Raw genomic sequence first — 19,584 nt, forward strand, 5'->3', positions numbered from 1 at the left:
CCGGGCGCGGCACGGCGGGTGTCCGGCACGGCGGGTGTCCGGCACGGCGGGTGTCCGGCACGGCGGGTGTCCGGCGCGCCGCGGGCCGCCGGGTCCGCGGCGCGCCGGCGGTGACGCGGGACCGGGAGCCGGGGGCGAAGCGGGGCCGGGGGCGAAGCGGGGCCGGGGGGCGGCGACGGCGGGCGGGCCCGCGGCCGCCGCGTTCGCCGGCTCTCGTGACGGCACCCGGGGGTGGTCCCTGCACCGGTGGCCGGCGGCGCCGTTGCCGGCACGGGTGCGGGTGGGGTGCCGGGTGCTTGAGCGCCGCGGGCAGGGCCGGCCTCTGACCGGGCAGGGATCCCGGGGGCGTCGGCGGCCCTTGCCGGTGCCGGCGCGGACGTCCTGCGCCCCTGGCTCCGGCCGCGGGCGGCCCGTTCGTGCCGGGGCCGCGGCCTGCGGCGGGCGGTGTTCCTGAGGGCCGCCCTGGAGTGCCCGGCCGCGGGCGCGGGCGCCGAGACCGCCGCCGCCGCTGCTGTTGTGGCGGCGGGTCAGGAGGCTGCGCGGCCGGCCTTGAGCGCCGCCGCGGTGTCCACGACGCGCCGGGCCTGGTGGCGGGCGGCCTGGAGCACCTCGTCGCCGGGCGCGCCGGCCCCGGCCACATGGGAGGTGCCGTAGGGGTTGCCCGTCCGGAACTGGATCGGGTCGGTGTAGCCGGGCGGCACGATGATGCCTCCCCAGTGGTAGAAGGTGTTGCTCAGCGCCAGCAGGGTGGACTCCTGGCCGCCGTGGGCGGTGCCGCTGGAGGTGAAGGCCGAGCACACCTTGCCGGCGAGCCTGCCCTGCTGCCACAGGGGGCCGGCGGTGTCGATGAACGCTTTGAGCTGGCTGGCCGCGTTGCCGAAGCGGGTGGGGGTGCCGAACAGCACCGCGTCCGCCCAGCCCAGGTCGTCGAGGGTGGCCTCGGCGACGCCGGCGCTGTCTTTCAGGTGCTGGGCCCAGGCCGGGTTGGCCTCGACCGCCTCCGGCGGAGCCAGTTCGCGGACCTTGCGCAGGCGCACGCCGGCGCCGGCCTTCTGCGCGCCCTCGACGATGGCCTGCGCCAGGGCGTGCACGGTTCCGGTGGAGCTGTAGTAGATGACGGCGACGTTGACGGGTTCCACAATCGGTTCCTTCTCTCGGCTGTCCGCCGGGTGGGGGCCGCTACTGGTGGTCGGAGACCAGCAGGATGTTCTCGACCCGGGGCTGCCACCGGTAGTACGACTGGAGCTTGTGGTACTCGCCCTTGGGTGACGACGTGATCGCGTAGACGAACTGGCGGTCGTCGGTGCTGTAGGGCGCGTTCTTCACGAAGTGCTCGATCTTCGGTTCGATGCGCACCGGAAGTGTCGTGGGGTCCGGTGTCATGGCGGCGATGGTGATCCGCTCGACCTTCGCCGATTCCCAGCTCAGGGTGGCGTAGATGCCGAAGGCCTGCGCGCCGAGCCGCAGGAGCCGCTCGCTGGGCTCGCCCAGTTGGGCGTCGCGCAGGATGGAGGTGATTCCCTCGGGCCGGAAGACGTCGGCGGGCGCCGCGCCGAAGTACAGGTTCAGCGACCGGTTGGGGTAGTCGATCCCGACCAGGCTCACCCGGTCGGCCAGTGCGTACCGGGTGAAGAAGTCGAGGTTGGCGGCCACGCTGTCCGGCAGCGAGGGCAGTTCGGCCAGCCTGGACAGTGACTGCAGGTCGTCGGTCGGGAAGAACGACCAGGTCTTCTTGAAGCCGCCGACGACGCCGAAGTCGATGCCGCTGCTCTGGACGGGGAATTCCCGGTGCAGTTCTTGCAGCAGGCTCCCGACGGGGTGTGCCGTCTTGGGGGTCAGGCCGTTCGACAGGGCGACCGCGTAGGGGTCGAGGTCCTTGGGGAGCATGGTGAAGCGGCAGTCGAAGTCTCCTGCGTTGCGCTCCCCCGTCGCCACCCTGAAGGCCACGACGGCCTGGGCGAGGGTGTCTGCGTACGCGGTCAGGATCGGCCAGACCGTGTCACGCGAGCAGGTGACGCCCGCCAGCCGGGACGATTCTTCGATGACTGCGTAGAGACCTGCCAGCTCGGTGTTTTCCGACATACATCCCCACATTCGGTTACGGGCACGGTGTGCATCGGGGCGCGCGGCGAGGCGTTCAGGCTGAGCGCGCCGGTTGCGCGCGCCGTGGCGGTCCCGGCGGGTGCCGGAGCCGGATTGCTGTTACCGGGCGACGACCAGGGTGGCGGGCGGCGCGGAGTGGAACGAGACGTCCGTGAAGCCGGCCTTGATGAGCCAGTCGCGGTAGTCGGCCTGGCGCCAGGTGCCTCCCTGCTTGCTCTTGAGGAGCATCTCCGAGGCGAAGATCAGCGGGAAGGCGGGGCCGCTGCGGTCGTCGTCGACGACGTAGTCGCAGACCACCAGGGCGCCGCCGGGCCTGAGGGCCTGCCGCAGCCGGGCGAAGACCGCGACGTTGTCCTCGGGGCCCTCCTGGTGGGCGATGTGGGAGTACAGCGCGATGTCGTAGGCGGCGGTGCCGAAGTCGGTGGTGTGGAAGTCGCCGTCGATGCAGGTGAACCGGTCGGCCACGCCGCGTTCGGCCAGCAGCCGGCGGGCGATGGCGTTGATCGGCTCCCAGTCGAGCTGGGTCGAGCGGGCGGCCGGGTTGGCCTGGAGCCAGACGCCGGAGTAGATGCCCGAGCCTCCGCCCACGTCGAGGATGGAGATCTCGCCGGCCCCGGCCAGCCCGAGCACCTCGGCGGCGACCGTGGCGGCGGGCACCGACTGTGCGGCGATGGCGGGGACGACCTCCTCCCAGTGCGGGTTGTCGGCCACCTCGGTGGCCGGGTCGCTGACCGGTCCCCCGGCGCGGACCACGTCGGCCAGGTGGCGCAGGCTGCCCATGTGCTTCAGCTTGAGCTGGGCGAAGCTGCTCAGCGAGGCGGGTTTGCCCTCGACCAGGTAGGCGGACGCCTCGGGGGTGTTGCGGTAGCGGCCCGCGTGCAGCTCGACGAGGCCCATGCCGACGAGCCCGTCGAGGAGGGTCTGCGCGCCCCGTTCGGAGATCTCGGCGCGGGCGGCGAGCAGGGCGGCCGTGTCCGCGCCGGTCTCGAGGTGGGTGAAGAGCAAGTGGGAGGCCGCGGCGCCCAGGACGCCGGTGGCCCAGTATCCGTTGATGAGCCGCAGGACGTTGTCCGGTGACGGTGCGCTGTCGGTCATGCTGCCCCTCCTAGGGCCTTGGAGGAGGCCGAGTGGGTGCGGACCGCGCTGCGCAGGGCGGTCACGACCCGTTCGACCTGGTCCGCGGAGAGTTCCGCGTGCATGGGGATGGCGAGATTGCGGCGGAAGAGGTCCGCCGAGACCGGGCAGGTCTGCTTCGACTCGAACACGGGCTGTACGTGGGTGGCCCAGGTGCCGTGTCCGCAGCCGATGCCCTGGGCGCGCAGTTCGGCGGCGACCGCGGCGCGGTCCACGCCCGCGTCCAGCGTGACCATGTAGGACTGCCAGGCGTGGGTGCGGTCCTCGGGCACGTGCGGGACCGTCAGGAGGTCCTCACCGGCGAGGAGTTCGCCGTAGCGGGCGGCGACGGCGGTGCGGCGGGCCAGGAGTTCACCGATGCGGCCCAGCTGGACCTGGAGGATCGCGGCGGCGATGTCGGACAGTTTGAAGTTGTAGCCGATCTCGGTGAATTCGGGGATGGGCAGGCCGACGACCTCGCTGATGTCGAAGATGCTGCCGATGCCGAAGGAGGAGCGCAGCCGCGCGTCCGCCCCGATCTTCGCGTCGGCGGCGAGCAGGGCGCCGCCCTCGCCGCTGGTGGCGCCCTTGCGGCCGTGGAAGGACAGGCAGCCCACCTCGGCGAGGGCGCCCGCCTCGCGGCCCTGGTAGGTCGCGCCGACCGCGCAGGCGGCGTCCTCGACGACGAACAGGCCGTGGCGGTCGGCGATCTGCTGGAGCTGCGTGTAGTCGGCGGGGAGGCCGACGGTGTCGACGGCGATCATGCCGACGGTGCGGGCGGTGACCAGGTCGGCGACCGCCTGCGGGTCGATGGTGCCGGTGTCGGGGCGTACGTCGGCGAAGACCGGGACCGCGTCGAGGTAGCGCACGGCCTGTGCGGGTGCGGGGAAGGTGTAGTCGGCGACGATCACCTCGTCGCCGGGTTTGACGCCGAGGGCGAGCAGGGCCAGGTGCAGTGCGGCGCCGCAGTTGCTCACCGCGACGGCGTCGCCGACGCCGTACTTCTGCGTGAGCTGGGCTTCCAGGGCTTTGCCGCGGGGGCCCTGGCCGGCCGGCCAGCCGGAGGCGAACACCTCCGCGACGGCGGCCAGTTCCTGTTCTCCCAGACTCGCGTGGACCAGGGGAATCGATTCCATCGTCGGTCGTCTCCCGTCAGGCGCCGGGCTCTGCGGCCGGTTCGGCGGCCAGGAGCGTGGGGGGTGTGTAGCGAAGCGGTGTGATCTGGCTGACGTCGTAGCGCTTGCGCATCTCTTCCACGGCCGCGGGGTCCACCGAGGTGCCGCGCGACCAGATCTGCGCGATCTCCTCGAAGTACAGCTCGTGGTCGGGCGAGGGGTAGCTCTGGAAGAGCATCCGGGCCGGTCTGTCGGTGGCGTTGCGGAAGGCGTGCGGGGTGCCGGGGGGCACGAACATGCAGGCGCCCTCGCCCGCGCGGACGACGCGGTCGCCGCCGGGGGACTCCCAGTCGTGCCAGCTGTCCCCGGTGCGCCGGGCCGGTTCGAAGGCCAGCAGGTCCAGCTCTCCCTCCAGGACGTAGAAGAACTCCTGGGAGTGGCTGTGCACGTGCGCCCCGACGTCGAATCCGGGCGGCACGACCACCTCGAAGATCGATATGGAGGAGCCCTTGGCCTCGGTGGCCTTGAAGGTGACTTCCTGCGCCGGGGTGATCAGCTTGCGCCCCGCACCCGGGGGAACGATGAGGTCGGTCATACGGTTCGCTTCCTTGGGTCCGTGCCGGGGGGTCAGTCGGCGCTCTGCGGGCTGTCGTCGGCCCAGGTGCCCAGCGCCATCTCGGCGGTGATACCGGGACCGAAACCCGCGATCAGACCGGTCGCGCCGGGCAGCGGGGTGTCCTCCTCGAACAGCCGGCGGGCGGCGTCGAGCACGACGGCGCTGGCGATGTTGCCGTATTCGGTCAGGGTCGCCCAGCTGTGCCGGAACACCTTGCGGTCGACTTCGAGGAACTTGGCGAGGTCGTCGAGGATGCGCGGGCCGCCGGCGTGGACGATGTAGAAGTCGAGGCTGCCGGCCTCCCAGCTGTGGTCCTTGGCCAGTTCGCGCAGGACCGGGGCGAGGGGTTCCATCGTCCCGGGCACCCGGCGGTCCAGCTGGAAGTGGAAGCCGGTGTCGCGTACGGCGTAGGAGATCCAGTCCTCGGTGTTGGGGATGAGGTAGGAGGCGTTGCGTTCCAGCTCGATGCCGGTGCCGCCCAGGCCCCGCACGACGGCGGCGGCGACCGCGTCGCCGAACAGGCCGTCGGACAGCAGCGATCCGATGTCGTCCGCGCTGGGCTGGTAGCACAGTGAGCACAGTTCGCAGGAGACGATCAGTACGTTGCTGCCGGGGTGGGCCAGGCAGAAGTCGTGGGCCCGGTTGATCGCCGCTCCGCCCGCCGCGCAGCCCAGCTGCGCGATGGGGATCTGCCGGGTGTCGAAGCGCAGGCCCATCTTGTTGATCAGCCATGCCGTCAGGGACGGCATCAGGAACCCGGTGCACGACACGTAGATGATCGCGTCGATGTCACGGGCCGTCAGCTCGGCGTTGGCCAGGGCCTGCTCGATGACCTCGGGGCAGCGCTTCTTCGACTCGATCTCGTAGATCCGGTTGCGCTCTTCGAAGCCCGGGTGGTGGAGCGTCTTCTCGATGGGCTGGACGATGTGCCGCTTCCTCACACCCGTGTTGCGGATCAGGCGCAGTGCCAAGGGAAGCTGCGGCTTGCCGGCATGCGCCTTTTCGGCAAATTCCAGAGTCTCTTCCACTGTGATGACATGTTCCGGCGCGCTCATCGCCGGTTTGCATAGCCTCGCCATATCTGGAATCCACTTCTTTCGGAGTCTCGGCAGCAGGGGCAGGAGGACGGTGAGCTGGCCCCGGTCCGTCAGCGAGGCTTGTGGCCGCTGACGGGCTCGGGCGGTGCGCCCGCGGTGTCCCCTCCGGTCGGGGGGCGGGCCGTCGCGTCACGCCGCGGGTGCGCCGGGCCCACGGGCCCAGAAACGGGGGGATGCTCCTTTCCGGGGCCTCGTCAGGGCGGGCGCAGGCGGCAGGCGTGTACCGGCCGCGTGCCGGCCGGTACGCGGCAGCGGCGGCGGGCGTGGTGAGCGGGCAGCGGCGGACCGGCGTCCGGTGCGCGGGTGTGCGGGTGTGCGGTGCGCCGGCGGGGCCGTCCGGGCATGCGGGATGAGCAGCCGGCTGCCGGACAGGTGCCCGGCGGGTGGTGCCCGGCGCTCTTCGGCAGCGCCGGGTGGCGGGTGGTGGGTGCGTTCACGCCCCTGCCGGGCGGCGTCCACCGCCGGCGGACGGTGTCCGCACGGTGTCCGCACGGGGGGGGCGGGCGGCGGGCGGGCGGTCGCGGGAGGGCAGCCGGTCTGTCCGCCTCGATCGTGCGGGAGGGGGCGCCGGCCGCCGGGGATGCCGCCGGCGGCGTGGGTCGGAAAAAAAAAGGGGGGGCTCGCTCCGCCCGTACGGGCGGGGCGGGCACGGCGCCCAATTCCCTGCCGTGCGACTGTTTTTGGGCAGGAAAGGCGTGCGGAAATCGTGACACGGGTGAAGCCCCCACGCCAGGAACATCGCTAGTGACGCGGGTCACATATCAGGTGGACTTTCCGTCGTCAAACACGGCGAAGCGCCCCGGGGTGCCCGGGGACGGGCGCCGCCGGGCACCCCGGGGCGCTGCCGGGCAGGGGGCGCCCCGCCCGGGAGTGCGGCGTCCCCTGCCCGGGCGGGGCGGGTGTGCGGGCGGCGGTCCGCGCGCGGGTCCGTCAGTGCCCGGCGGCGCGGCGGGCCGGGGCGGCCCGGGGCAGTTCGTCCTCGCCGAGCAGCTCCAGCACCTCGGCGACGGTCTCGGCGCCGTCGAGGGTGGGCAGATGGCGCAGCAGCCGGGCGCACTGGCCGGCCAGCAGGGCCGCGTCGGCGTCGCAGACGCGGGCCCGGTCGTGGACGACGGTGAGAAGCCGTGAGCCGTCGGCGCCCTCCCGCACGAGCAGGGCGAGGGGCAGCAGGGAGTGCGAGCCGCGGGCGTGGCGGTGCCCGAAGCGGATGCCGGCGTCGGCGAGCCGGGCCTGCAGGGCGGGCAGCGGGCGGGGGGCGGGCTCCAGGCAGACCAGGCTCTCCAGCTGGCGGGCCGGGCGGCCGGTCCACTCCTGGATCTGCCCGGCGCACACCCATTCGTAGGCGGCCATGTCCAGCGCCCGGTCGCGCAGGGCCGCCAGCAGCCGGCCGATCGGCCGGCCGGCCTCGACCGGGACGGTCATCGGCAGGCAGCCGCGCATCGGTCCCACCAGCCGCTCGGCGCAGTCCAGGGGGATGCCGCGCCCGGAGACGGTGATGCCGAAGCCCACCGGGACGGGTCCGCTCTCCTGCGCCGCGCGGTACAGCAGCAGTGCCCACGCGGCGTGCAGCACGCTGGAGTCCGGCAGGCCCCGGCCGGCCGCCCACCGGTGCAGCCGGGCGGCCTCGGCGGCGGCCAGCCGGGCCTCGGCGCGGCCGTGGCCGTGCTGGCGGGTGGGCGGGCCGGGCAGCGCGGGCAGCACGGCGGGGGGGTCCGCGGGCAGGGCCCGGCGGAAGAAGTCCTGTGCCGCGGTGGCGTCCTGGCACTCCAGCCAGTGCATCCAGTCGCGCACGTCCGGCCGGCGTTCACCGCCGGGCAGCACGCCGCCCCCGAGGTAGGCGCGGCTGAACTCGTTCTGCAGGACGGACACGCTCAGGGCGTCCAGCAGCCCGTGGTGGAAGGTGAGCAGGACCCGGGTGATGCCGGGGGTGCCGGTGTCGACGAGGGTGACGCGCAGCGGGCCGGGCCGGCTCAGGTCGAAGCCGTGCAGCCGGTCCTGCTCCAGCAGTTCGTCCCAGTCGACGGTGCCCGCGCGGTGCCGTACGACCTCGGCGCGTGCGTGCAGGTGGAAGACGACGCGTGGCTTCGGGGCGTATTCGAAGGCGGCACGGAGAATCGTTTCTCTGTCCATGACGGACTGCCAGGCGGCGGTGAACCGCTCGGTGTCCAGCGGCCCGTACCAGCGCCACCAGGCCTGCTCCACGTGGCGTCCGGTGGACCGGTTCACGACGGAGTCCAGCAGCGCGTCGCACTGGTGCCGGGCCGCCGGCGCGGGCGGCCGTGCCGTGCGGGCGAGCGCTGTGGGGCGGCGGTCGGTACGGATCCATGCACGGCGCCGGCGGCTCGACCTCGCCATGTCTCGTCCTCCTCGCAGTCACTGCCGCACCCGGGCCAGGACCGCAGGTCACAGGGTTCCCGGAAAGCGGCATACCCGGGTGTGGCACTCCCGGGCGCATCATGCAGGACTCCCCCGTCAGCGCCCTGACGGCACGGCGACACGGCTCGAGGACCACTCGTGAACGCCTTGCGGACGGCTGGAGCCGGACGGCGAGGGCGTCCCGGCGGGCCCTGCCGCGCCCGCGCCGCCCGGGGCGGCGGCCTCCCCGCCGCCCCGCCGCGCCCGCCGCGCCCGCCGGGCTGGTGGGCTGGTGGGCTGGTGGGCTGGTGGGCTGGTGGGCTGGTGGGCTGGTGTACCCGGGTTGGTGTGTCGCGCAGGTGCCGGGCGCCGGTTCCAGGCCGCCGCTGCGGGCCGGGCGCGGGTGAGGCGCTGTGCCCGCGCCCGGAGCGGCGGGCGCGTGGCCGGCCGGCGGCGAACCGGCCGGCCCGAGCAGCCCATCTGCTCCTGGCCCCGGGGCCAGGAGCCGGGGCCGGGGCGAGGGCCCGGAGGCCGGGAGCCAGGGGCCAGGGGGCCGGAGGGGGCAGGGGCCGGAGGGGGCGGAGGCCGGGAGCCAGGGGCCGGAGGGGGCGGAGGCCGGGAGCCAGGGGCCAGGGCCCGGAGGGGGCGGAGGCCGGAGGGGGCGGAGGCCGGGAGCCGGGGGCCAGGGGCCGGAGGGGCCAGGGGCCGGAGGGGCCAGGGGCCGGAGGGGCCAGGGGCCGGAGGGGGCGGAGGCCGGAGGGGGCGGAGGCCGGGAGCCGGGGGCCAGGGACCGGAGGGGCCAGGGGCCGGAGGGGCCAGGGGCCGGAGGGGCCAGGGGCCGGAGGGGCCAGGGGCCGGAGGGGGCGGAGGCCGGGAGCCAGGGGCCAGGGCCCGGAGGGGGCGGAGGCCGGAGGGGGCGGAGGCCGGGAGCCGGGGGCGGGTCTTGTGCCGGAGCGTCACGCGTCCGCCGGGCCGGTGCAGGTGGCGGAGGGTCAGGTCAGGCCGGACGCCTCGCGCAGCATGAGGCGGTCGAGGCGGCCGAGCAGGTCCTGCTGCTCCTGGGCGAGCCGCTCGACGCGCCGGCGCAGCCAGGCGATCTCCTCCCGCAGCAGCGTCACGTCACTGTCGTCGCCCGGGGCGCGGCCCGGCACGCCGCCGGCAGGGCCGGTTGCCGGCTCCGGCCGCACCGGCAGGCCGAGGCTGCCGCCGGGGCCGGGGTGGGGGCCGGGGCCGTCAAGGTCGAGGCTGCCGTCGGGGTCGTGGTGGTGCAGGATGGCCTGCATCCGGTGGCGCAGCGTGGGTCCCGGCTGGATGCCCAGGTCGTGGACGAGCGTGCGGCGCGCCCGTTCGTAGGTGAGCAGGGCCTCCGCCTGCCGGCCGCACCGTTGCAGCGCGGTCATCAGCAGCTCGTAGAACCGTTCGCGCAGCGGGTGGGCGATCGTCAGTTCCTCCAGCTCGCCGGTGATCTCGCGTCCGTGCCCCGCGCGCAGGCACGCGTCGTACAGGGCTTCCAGGGCGACGAGTCTGCTCTCCTCCAGCAGGGCGGCTTCCGCCGAGCAGATGGCGCCGCGGCCGCTGCCCTGAAGGGCCGCGCCCCGCCACAGGGCGAGGGCCTCGCGCAGCAGGCGGGCCGAGCGGGCGGGGTCGGCGGCGAGCAGCGCCCGGCCCTCGGCGGCCAGGCGGGTGAAGCGGCGTGCGTCGGTGTCGGTGCCGCCCAGCCGCAGGACGTATCCGGTGGGGCGGGTCACCAGCCCCTCGTGGCGCCGTGTGCCCGGGCCGGGCGCGGGGACCGGCAGCAGCCGGCGCAGCCGGGCCACATGGGCGTGCAGGGCGTTGGCCGCGTTCGCCGGCGGGTGCTCGCCCCACAGCTCGTCGACGAGGCGCTCGCAGGGCACGACCTGGCCGGCCTTCGCCACCAGGGCGCCGAGCAGGGCGCGTTGCTTGGCGCCCACGGGCACGATCCGCTGGCCGGTGCGGGCGTCGCAGACCTGCACGGAACCCAGAATCCCAAACTCCATGCCGTCCTCGCACCGCAACGTCCGACGAGATTCCCGGCAGGGTAGTCGGCGCGCCGGGCGAATACAGGAGCGGGCGGCGGGCCGCGGGCCCGCGTGGACCGATTCTCCAGCAGATCTCGACTCCGGCTGCCCGGCGGCCGGTTGGGGCGGACCCGCCTGCCGGACCGGGCGAGGCCTCATTCCCGTAACCCGTGGCGCGTGGCAAGCACTACGGCAACGAGACGATCCGTATCAGCCCCGACGGCGAGGTGAGCATCAGACTGCCCGCGCCGCTGGCGTATCTGGCGAACGCTCCGCACGGCCGTTACGTCCTGGCGTGCCGGGTCGTGTTCGCGCACCGGGGCGTGGAGTGGGCGGACCGCGTCGCGGCCGGCCGGGCGGTCGCCTACCGCATTCACTTGGATACGGGCCGGGAGCGCTGGTATCTGACCGCGTCCTGGCAGATCCCGCCCACCCCGGCCATCCCGATCGAGGCCGCCCTCGCCCATGGCGTGATCGGTGTCGACATGAACGCCGATCACCTGGCCGCCTGGCGCCTGGACGTGCACGGCAACCCGACCGGCAGCCCGCGCCGCTTCTTCTACGACCTGACCGGCACCGCCCACCACCGTGACGCCCAGATCCGCCACGCCCTGACCCGCCTGCTGCACTGGAGCAGAGTCTGTGGTGTGAAGGCGGTCGCGGTGGAGGACCTGGACTTCACCACCGAGAAGACCCGGGAGAAACACGGCCGCAGGAAACGCTTCCGCCGGCTGATCTCCGGTATGCCCACCGCCAAGCTTCGTGCCCGGCTGGCCTCGATGGCGGATCAGACGGGGATCGCGGTCATCGCCGTGGACCCGGCCTACACCAGCCGGTGGGGCGCCCAGCACTGGCAGAAACCCCTCACCAGCACCACCCGCACAACCACCCGCCACGATGCTGCCGCCGTGGCGATCGGAAGGCGCGCCCAGGGACACCCGATCCGGCGACGGACGACACCGCCCCCACAGCACCGGAGTGATGCGGTGGGGCATCGGACCGTCCGGGCCGGACCAGGATTCCTTGGGCGTGAGGGAACCCGCCCCCGCATCCCCGGACCACGGACACGATCCGTCGGCGCCGGACGCGGAACGAACGCGGGCAACCAGAACGCCCAACACCGTCCGGGGCGTTCGGCTGAACATGAATCCTGGAAACAGGACTCACTCCCGCTCAGTCCCTAGGAACGGTTGCCGGTCCTGCCGCGGCGGGCGGCCGGATTCCCGCGGGCCTCGCGCTCTTGCGGAGGCCTTTCCCGGGACGGCACCGGGGCGCCGTCCGCTGCGCTGCGGACCGGACCGGGCTGGACCGGTTCCACGCGGGCGGCCGCGCGAACGCCCGGCGCTCCGGGCCCGGCAGGCCGGCAGCCGCACAGCGCGGTGCGCGGGAGGCGTGAGCGGAAAGGCGGCGGGCTGCGCGCGGCGCCGGGGTGTCGCGGGGCGCTCCGGGGTGTCGCGGGGGTACGGCCGGGCCGGGGTGTCCCGGTCCGGCCGTAGCGCGGGTCAGTGGGGGCGGGCGACCAGCCGGCGGTCCGCGGCCTCCGCCGCCGCCCCCGTCGGTGCGGGGGTCTCGGCGCGTGCCATGAGGATCGAACGCTGAAGCCGGCTCAGTGCCGCCGACGGCTCCAGACCCAGTTCGGACACCAGCGTCGCCCGCAGCCGCTGATAGACGTCCAGTGCCTCGCTGCGCCGCCCCGAGCGGTGCAGCGCCAGCATGAACTGGCCGTGCACGCTCTCATGCATCCGGTACTGATTGACCATCACCGTCAGTTCCGGCAGCAGTTCACGATGGCGGCCCAGCCGCAGATCCGCCTCGATCCGCTGGTCCAGCGCGCACAGCCGCGCCTCCTCCAGCCGCCGCCCCTCCATCTCGGTGCGCGCGCCCGCCTGCACATCCGCCAGCGCGGGCCCCCGGAACAGCGACAGCGCCTCGGCCAGCAACCGCGCCCCGGCCCGGTAGTCCTCACCGTCCATCGCCCGGTACCCCGCACCCGCACGCCGTTCGAACTCCCGGAAGTCCACCCTGCCCGACCGGGTCACCAGCCGGTACCCGCCGGGAACCGTCACCAGCACGTCCTTGGCCGAACACCGTTCGTCCCCGCCGCGTGCCAGCGCCACCCCGATCAGCTCCCGCAGTTGCAGCACATACGTCTGCAACGTCGTGCGCGCACTGCGCGGCGGGAGCACCCCCCACAACTCCTCCACCAGGGCCGACACCGGAACCACCTGATCGGCGTTCAGGGCCAGCAGCGCCAGAACCTGTCTCGGTTTGGGTGCCGTCGGCACGACCGACACCCCGTTCTCCTGTACCGACAATGCACCCAGTACTTCGATGTCCACGGTCTCCCCCATGAGTCCAGGCCCGACACCTCCATCTCCGGCCGGCTCACAACCCGCCACCCGAAGACCCGGTGCTCTGCATGCCACTCGAACCCCCAGATAAAAAAACAGCACAGTCGGTTTGTCAATGCGATACGACTGTCGCCCCCCTGTGGCGACGCTATCCAGCCAGCCGCATATCAAACTGACGTTCACCTCACCTTGCCCCCGCCAGGAGAAACCGCAGGGTGAGGCTCTAGTTCCGCTTGTGCGGTGCACCCAGCAGCGAAAACAAGGAGCCACCGGAAGTCCAAAACGGTGCGGCTGGAAACATGCGCCTTCTTTTCCCGCCGCAGGCCCGCCGCAGACCGTGCCGTCCGCGCCGGCACGTCCGGATCCGGCCAGGACGCGGCCCCGCCGGCCCGGGGCAATATACGTGGCCGTCCGCGGCGCGAGAGCGCCGGGAGGTGTCCGCGCGCCCGCTCCCGCCGGCCTCGTGCGGCCGCCCCTGCTGCGCCTGTTGCACCTGGTGGGCCTGCTGCGCCCGCCCCCGCCCCGCCCCCGCCCCGCCCGCCGCCGCCCGGGCGGGGCGGGGTGTCCCGGCGCAAGCCCCGTCCCTCCCGCGCCGGGAAGGGGGCACGGGCGGCGCGGGGCGCAACTGCGGCCCCTCCAGGCGGACCTGAGCCCTTTTCGAGCCCCGGGGCGGATCATGGGGCAGGGTGTGGCGGGACCGCGGACGCCGAAGGCCTCCTCCCCCACCCCGGCTCACCCCGGCCCGGCCCCCGCGGCACCGGGCCGGGCGCCCGTATCCGCCGCACCGGGACCGCCCGCGGCCCGCCCCGCCTCCCGTGAGGTCACCGGCCCCTCTGCGACCGTCCGAAGACGACACCGACCAACCGACGTGACAACGCCGTGCCGCAGCGCACGAGGAGAGGACTCACATGGACACCACGCTTGACGCGGACGTCATCGTCGTCGGAGGCGGTCCCACCGGCCTGATGCTGGCCGGGGAACTGCGCCTGGGCGGGGCGGGCGTCATCGTCGCCGAGGCCCTGGAGCAGCCCACCGGCCAGTCGCGGGCCCTGGGCTTCACCACCCGGGCGCTGGAGTCGTTCGACCAGCGCGGTCTCGTGCCGCGCTTCGGCGGCCTGGAGACCAGCCCGATGGGGCACTTCGGCGGGATCCCCTTCGACTACACCGTCCTCGAGGACGCCGACTTCGGGGCCCGCGGCATCCCGCAGTCCCAGACCGAGGCGGTGTTGCAGGAGTGGGCCCGCGAGCTGGGCGCCGACATCCGCCGCGGCCTGGAGTTCCTCGCCCTGGAACAGGACGCGGACGGCGTCACCGTCACCGTGGCCACCCCCTCCGGCGAGCAGCGCCGGCTGCGCGGGGCGTTCCTGGTGGGCGCCGACGGCGCACGCAGCACGGTGCGCAGGGCCGCGGGGATCGACTTCCCCGGCGCCGCGGGCAGCCAGCTCATGCACCTCGCCGACGTGGCCGGCTCCGGGGTGCGTCCGCGTCCCTTCGGCGAGCGGCTGCCGGGCGGCCTGGTGCAGGTCTTCCCGATGGCCGAGGGGGTGGCCCGCATCATCCTGTCCGAGTACGGCGCGTCGCCGGACGCCCACGGCGGGGCCCCCGGATTCGCCGAGGTCGCCGCGGCGTGGCAGCGGGTGACCGGCGAGGACATCTCAGCCGGCGAAGCCCTGTGGGTCAGCTCCTTCACCGACGCCACCCGCCAGGCCGCCCACTACCGGCAGGGCCGGGTCCTGCTCGCCGGGGACGCCGCGCACATCCACCTGCCGGTGGGCGGCCAGGGCATGAGCACCGGCGTGCAGGACGCGGTCAACCTGGGCTGGAAACTCGCCGCCACCGTCCGCGGCACCGCGCCCGGGGACCTGCTGGACACCTACCACGGCGAACGCCACCCGGTCGGCGCCCGCCTGCTGGCCAACACCCGCGCCCAGGGAATGGCCATCTTCGGCGGCGAGGAGTCCCAGGCACTGCGCGACCTGTATGCCGAACTCCTCACCCTCGACGAGGTCCAGCGGCATCTGGCGGGCGCGGTCAGCCACATCGACATCCGCTACGACCTCGGCGAGGACGCCCACCCGCTCGCCGGCCGCCGGCTGCCGCCGCGCACACTGACCACCGGGGGCGGCCCGGTGCGCACCCCCGAACTGCTGCACCCGGCACTCGGAGTCCTGCTCGACCTGGACGGCACGCCCGCCCTGCGGACGGCCGCGGCCGGCTGGAAGGACCGGGTCACCTCCGTCACCGCCACCCCCGAATCCCCCGAGACCTTCGGCAAGGCCGCGGCACTGCTGGTACGCCCCGACGGCTACATCGCCTGGGCCGGCGACGACCCGGACACCCTCACCGCCGCCCTGCACCGCTGGTTCGGCTCCCCCGACCGCCCCTAGGCACCCAGCACGGTTGAGTCCTGCCGCCAGGACTCAACCGCTCAGCCCGACAGCCCGAACGCCCCGAACGCCCCGAACGCCCCGAACGGCAGCGGGCGTTCTGGCGGCACGCGCCCGCTCCGCGGCCCGGCGGCCCGCAGCGTGCGCGGGGTCCGCACAGGCGGGGCCGGGGCCCCCGCACACCCGGGGGCGCCCGGCCCGGCCCGAAACGCTCCGATGCCCCTGCACATCGCTCCGGCAGGCAAGGGGCGGTGCCGTCCGCCGCCGACACCGGGCGCCCCCGGGCGCGCCGCCCGATCACCGCAGCACCAGCGTTTCGTGGCAGGCCGCGGCCGGATACGCGCCCCGCACGGCCGGTACGTGCCTGCCTGCCTGCCGGGCGCGGTTCTCCCACCGGGGGCCAGGAGCGGGCGCACCGGGCAAAGACGGACCGGGCCGTCGCCCGCCGCATCACGCGACGGGCGAACTCCCCTGCCCGTCCCGGAGGAACAGCACCCGGCCCCCGCCCGCCCGGCGTGCACTCACCACCTGCACGCCGCCACCCGCCCGCCCCCGGGCCGGACCCCGCCCCGCCCCCGGCCCCGCACGAACCGGGCCCCCACGTGCCGGGCCCCCACGTGCCGGGAACGGCCTGCGGGCCCCACCCGGGGCGCGGGCGGCAGGCGGCGGGTGCGACGGGCGCGGGGAGCTCCGGCCCGGGGGCGGCGGGCCGGGGGCGGCGGGGGGCCGGGGGCAGCGGTTCGGGGCCCGGGCAGGGGTTCGGGGCCCGGGCGGGGGTCAGGGCCACTGACCGGCCGCTCCCGCGCCGGGTACCGGCTTGCCGATGAGGGCGAACGCCCCCCAGAAACCGGCCTGTCCGATGACGAGGGCCAGCGTGGCGATCGCCTTGTCGCCGTAGTGCCGGGCGACTTCCGTGTACAGCTCGTCGGAGACCCGCTCGCCCCAGGTGCTCGGCTGGAGCACCGCCTCCGCCAGCTCCAGTGCAACCCGCTCGGCATCGGTGAAGTACGGCGCGTCCCACCAGGTGGCCACGGCCGCGATCCGCTCCGGCAACTCCCCCGCGCAGGGCGGCCGCGTCGCGCAGCGCCGCGTAGGTGCTGCCCAGGAGCCGGCCGGTGCGCAGGCGGATCAGGCCGATCGTGGCCTGCGGCACCGAACCGTTCGCACCGGCCCGGCACAACGCGCCCGCCACCTCTGCCAGTTCGGGGACGAGGGTAACGGGGTCGGGCATGCGTGATCCCACGGGTTCCTCCTCGGCACGGAGCGTGATCCGCTCTTCGGTGTGTCCTCATGCGTCCTCACCTCCCTGACGGATCACGGCCCCCGTGGTGACCGCCCGGGGCGAAATGCCTCATCCCCGGGCCCGCGCCCGAAGTGCCCGCCCGGGGACGAGGAGTCCGGGCCCGGCCGGTGTTTGACGCGATCTTCCCTTTCCTTTCTCCCGCCCCCGGGGGCGGGCGCACCGCCCCGCTCAAGAACGGCTCCGGGATCGCTCGAGATTGCGGCACCCGGCGGGACCCCTCATCCGGCGGCCGGCCACGGGCGGGCCTCGGGCCATGGAGAACACGGCCGCCGAGACCCGCAGCTCCCGGACCCTCACGGCCTGGCAGATGATCACTTGAAAATCCGGGAATACATCACTCCATTTATCGTGCGGGCGGAGCCGCGCCTTCCCGGTGGAAAGTAAACCGGCTGGTATGTATCTTCGTTTTTCCGAGGGGGCTGCCCCTCGGAATTCAAGGCCGAGGCGGCTCAGGGGGAGCTATGTCTGCGAGCGCGTTCCGCATACACCGCGCGATATCCGGCGCAGCACACACACAGGCCGGCGCGGCCGTGCCCATGGGGGCCGGTGACACCCTCCCGCCGTCCCTGACCACCACCGTGCCCAAGGAGTTCGTCCACCGCGCCAGCGTCGCCGAGGTCCTGCTCACCGACTGGGCGCGGGTGGACGAGTCCCGCTTCACCGTCGCCGCCCAGTGGCCCCGCGGGCACAGCTTCTTCGCCGCCGTGGACGGCTGCCACGATCCGCTGATCGCCGCCGAGACGATCCGGCAGACCGGAATCCTGCTCGCGCACGCCGAGTTCGGTGTGCCGCTGGGCCATCACCTCCTGGTGGAGGACCTGGACGTGCAGGTGCGGCCCCCGCACGTGCGGGTCGGCCTGGCGCCGGCCTCGCTGGACGTCGACGTGACGTGCTCGCAGGTGAAACGGCGCCGCGGCGGCGCCCTGACCGGCTGCCGCATCACGGTGGAGATCTACCGTGAGGGCCACCTCGCCGCGACCGGGGGCGGCTCGTTCACCTGTGTCGCGCCGGCCGTCTACCGGCGGCTGCGCGCCGCCCGGCTCGCGGCGGGCGGGCGGCCCCGGGTGCTGGCCCTGACCGCGCCGGAACCCCCGCAGAGCGTCGGCCGGATGTCACCGGTGGACGTCGTCCTGTCCCCCGCCGGCCGGCCCGGGAGCTGGCAGCTGCGGGTGGACACCCGCCATCCCGTGCTTTTCGACCACCCCGTCGACCACGTGCCCGGCATGGTGCTGCTCGAAGCCGCCCGCCAGGCCACGGCCGCGACACTGGGCCGCGCCTGCCTGCCGCTCGGCATCACCAGCGAGTTCCTGCGCTACGTCGAGCTGGACACGCCCTGCACCGTCGAGGCCCACCGCACCGCGCCGCCGCGCCCCGAACACGAGGAGAGCGTCCTGGTGACCGCCCAGCAGGACGGCACCCCGGTGTTCCGGTCCACCGTGACCATGGCGCCGCCCGCCGAATGACCCCCCGCGGCCCGCGCCCCGCACAGCACCACCCCGGCACACCGCACCCCGCCGGACGGCGCCCGGCCGGACGGCGCTCCGGCAGACGGTGTTCCGCAGGGCGGCGCTCCGCAGGGCGGCGCTCCGGCAGACAGTGTTCCGGCAGACGGTGTTCCGCAGGGCGGTGTTCCGGGGAGCACCCCCCCCGGCAGACGGCGCTCCAACAGGCCGTGCCCCGGGGGACCGTGCCCCGGCGGGCCGCTCCGGCGGGCAGCACCCCGCGGGGTGCTGCTGCGGCGGACGGCGTCACGGCGGGCGGTGTTCCGCGGGACGGTGTTCCGGCGGACGGTGCCCCCGCAGAGGGTGCTCCAACAGGCCGTGCTCCGGCAGGCCGTGCTCCGGCGGGCAGCACCCCGCGGGGTGCTGCTGCGGCGGACGGCGTCACGGCGGGCGGTGTTCCGCGGGACGGTGTTCCGGCGGACGGTGCCCCCGCAGAGGGTGCTCCAACAGGCCGTGCCCCGGCGGGCCGTGCCCCGGCGGGCCGTGCCCCGGCAGACGCTGCCCCGGGAGAGGGGATCCGGTGTGCCGGGCGTGTCCTGCGGGGCCGGTGCCGTGTCACGCCGTGCCGGGGCTGCCGGGGCGTACCGGGCGTGCGAGGCGGTCCCCGGCGGGCGCGGCGGGCGCCGCGGGCTGCTGCCCGGCCGGGGCGAAGGCCTCCAGATGATCTTCGGCCCACTGTGCGAAGGTGCGGGGCGGACGGCCCGTCACCGCGCGGACGGTGTCCTCCACCTGGGCCTTGGCGCCCGCCCGCTGCCGTTCGGCGCTGTGCAGGAGCGCGTCGGCGACCGGCTCCGGATAGCGTGCGGCCCAGGCGGCGCGGGCCTGGGCGGGGCTCAGTTCCACCAGCCGCAGGGGGACCCCGAGGAGACGGCCGAGCTGCTCGCACTGCCCGGCCGCGGTGAGCGTCTGAGGCCCGGTCAGGGTGTAGGCGCGTCCGGCGTGTCCCTCCTCGGTCAGGGCCCGCACGGCGACCTCCGCGACGTCACGGGGATCCACACAGGCGTTGGGCGAGGCCGGGTAGAGGGCGCGCACGGTGCGCTCGCCGCGCACGGAGGCCGCCCAGCCCAGGGCGTTGGACATGAACGCGCGCGGACGCAGCAGGGTCCACTCCAGGCCGCAGCCGCGCAGCTGTTCCTCGCCCGCACGCTGCCAGCGGGTGATGAAATCGTCGGCCCCCGGGTCCAGGACCGCCGCCGCGGAGAGCTTCACCAGCCGCCGCACACCGGCCCGCCGCGCGGCGGCCGCGAACGCCGCGTCGTCGCCGCCGCCGGCGCGGGTGGTCACCAGGAACGCGGCGTGCACCCCCGTCAGGGCCCGGGCCAGCGAGAGCGGGTCCCCGTAATCGCCGGCGACGATCTCGGCCGCAGCCGGCGCGCCCGTGACCTTCGCGGGGTCCCGGGCCATCAGACGCAGACGCACCCCGGCGGGAAACCGGCGCACCACCTGCCCTCCCACCGTCCCGGTGGCACCCGTCACCAGGATCATCCCGCCCACCCCGCCCCCGCCGCCCACAGCACCCGCAGCCCCTGCCGCGCCCCCGCCGCCCGCAGCGCCTGCGGCGCCTGTGCCCCGTCGTCCCGCACGCCCGGTCCTCCCCGCTCCC

At 74.8% G+C, this 19,584-nt stretch carries 15 protein-coding genes; 4 read left to right on the forward strand and 11 right to left on the reverse strand.

The genetic code is table 11. The annotated features are described in order from the left end of the window. Nucleotides 1–527: 527 nt before the first annotated feature. The 8 genes from wrbA to G9272_RS00590 all read right to left on the reverse strand — a co-directional run bounded on the left by wrbA (nucleotide 528) and on the right by G9272_RS00590 (nucleotide 10,417). Entirely contained in the window at nucleotides 528–1,142 is a 615-nt protein-coding gene (gene wrbA, locus G9272_RS00555) for an NAD(P)H:quinone oxidoreductase (RefSeq protein ID WP_216377872.1), read from the reverse strand. A gap of 37 nt (nucleotides 1,143–1,179) precedes the next feature. Then, nucleotides 1,180–2,082, reverse strand: a complete 903-nt coding sequence (locus G9272_RS00560) for an aromatic prenyltransferase (RefSeq protein ID WP_171394669.1) — start codon at nucleotides 2,080–2,082, stop codon at nucleotides 1,180–1,182. Nucleotides 2,083–2,202: 120 nt separating this feature from the next. Further along, on the reverse strand, nucleotides 2,203–3,198 hold the full coding sequence (locus G9272_RS00565) for a class I SAM-dependent methyltransferase (protein ID WP_171394670.1): 996 nt from the start codon (nucleotides 3,196–3,198) through the stop codon (nucleotides 2,203–2,205). After that, nucleotides 3,195–4,352, reverse strand: coding sequence for a DegT/DnrJ/EryC1/StrS family aminotransferase (locus tag G9272_RS00570; RefSeq protein WP_171394671.1), 1,158 nt, complete (start codon nucleotides 4,350–4,352; stop codon nucleotides 3,195–3,197). The genes G9272_RS00565 and G9272_RS00570 overlap by 4 nt, the downstream gene beginning before the upstream one ends. Nucleotides 4,353–4,368: 16 nt before the next feature. Beyond that, on the reverse strand, nucleotides 4,369–4,926 hold the full coding sequence (locus G9272_RS00575) for a cupin domain-containing protein (RefSeq protein ID WP_171394672.1): 558 nt from the start codon (nucleotides 4,924–4,926) through the stop codon (nucleotides 4,369–4,371). Nucleotides 4,927–4,958: 32 nt separating this feature from the next. Continuing rightward, nucleotides 4,959–6,026, reverse strand: a complete 1,068-nt coding sequence (locus G9272_RS00580; RefSeq protein ID WP_171394673.1) for a type III polyketide synthase — start codon at nucleotides 6,024–6,026, stop codon at nucleotides 4,959–4,961. Between the two features lie 948 nt (nucleotides 6,027–6,974). Beyond that, a complete protein-coding gene (locus G9272_RS00585) occupies nucleotides 6,975–8,399 on the reverse strand; it encodes a condensation domain-containing protein (RefSeq protein ID WP_171394674.1) in 1,425 nt (474 codons plus the stop codon). Between the two features lie 992 nt (nucleotides 8,400–9,391). After that, a complete protein-coding gene (locus G9272_RS00590; RefSeq protein WP_171394675.1) occupies nucleotides 9,392–10,417 on the reverse strand; it encodes a BTAD domain-containing putative transcriptional regulator in 1,026 nt (341 codons plus the stop codon). A 191-nt stretch (nucleotides 10,418–10,608) separates the two neighbouring features. Between G9272_RS00590 and G9272_RS00595 the strand changes: the two genes are divergently transcribed. Beyond that, nucleotides 10,609–11,622, forward strand: coding sequence for an IS200/IS605 family accessory protein TnpB-related protein (locus G9272_RS00595; protein WP_367398530.1), 1,014 nt, complete (start codon nucleotides 10,609–10,611; stop codon nucleotides 11,620–11,622). Between the two features lie 318 nt (nucleotides 11,623–11,940). Here the strand turns inward: G9272_RS00595 and G9272_RS00600 are convergent, their stop codons facing one another. Next, a complete protein-coding gene (locus tag G9272_RS00600) occupies nucleotides 11,941–12,777 on the reverse strand; it encodes an AfsR/SARP family transcriptional regulator (protein WP_171401759.1) in 837 nt (278 codons plus the stop codon). Between the two features lie 920 nt (nucleotides 12,778–13,697). Here G9272_RS00600 and G9272_RS00605 point away from each other — a divergent pair. Beyond that, the gene (locus G9272_RS00605; protein ID WP_171394676.1) at nucleotides 13,698–15,176 is read left to right on the forward strand and encodes an FAD-dependent monooxygenase; all 1,479 of its coding nucleotides are present in this window, start codon (nucleotides 13,698–13,700) and stop codon (nucleotides 15,174–15,176) included. Nucleotides 15,177–15,953: 777 nt separating this feature from the next. On the opposite strand, the gene G9272_RS46040 is transcribed toward G9272_RS00605, so the two are convergent. Further along, a complete protein-coding gene (locus G9272_RS46040; RefSeq protein WP_367398531.1) occupies nucleotides 15,954–16,229 on the reverse strand; it encodes a carboxymuconolactone decarboxylase family protein in 276 nt (91 codons plus the stop codon). A 711-nt stretch (nucleotides 16,230–16,940) separates the two neighbouring features. Here G9272_RS46040 and G9272_RS00615 point away from each other — a divergent pair. Together G9272_RS00615 and G9272_RS46045 are read left to right on the forward strand one after the other, a co-directional pair. Continuing rightward, nucleotides 16,941–17,942 (forward strand): ScbA/BarX family gamma-butyrolactone biosynthesis protein, encoded by a 1,002-nt coding sequence (locus G9272_RS00615; protein WP_171394677.1) that lies wholly within the window; start codon nucleotides 16,941–16,943, stop codon nucleotides 17,940–17,942. Between the two features lie 88 nt (nucleotides 17,943–18,030). Next, the gene (locus G9272_RS46045; protein WP_367398532.1) at nucleotides 18,031–18,645 is read left to right on the forward strand and encodes a pentapeptide repeat-containing protein; all 615 of its coding nucleotides are present in this window, start codon (nucleotides 18,031–18,033) and stop codon (nucleotides 18,643–18,645) included. On the opposite strand, the gene G9272_RS00620 is transcribed toward G9272_RS46045, so the two are convergent. Next, nucleotides 18,537–19,466, reverse strand: coding sequence for an NAD(P)H-binding protein (locus G9272_RS00620; protein WP_171394678.1), 930 nt, complete (start codon nucleotides 19,464–19,466; stop codon nucleotides 18,537–18,539). The genes G9272_RS46045 and G9272_RS00620 overlap by 109 nt on opposite strands. Between the last annotated feature and the right edge of the window lie 118 nt (nucleotides 19,467–19,584).

It is taken from the genome of Streptomyces asoensis (genome assembly GCF_013085465.1).
GTDB classification, from domain to species: Bacteria; Actinomycetota; Actinomycetes; order Streptomycetales; family Streptomycetaceae; genus Streptomyces; species Streptomyces cacaoi_A.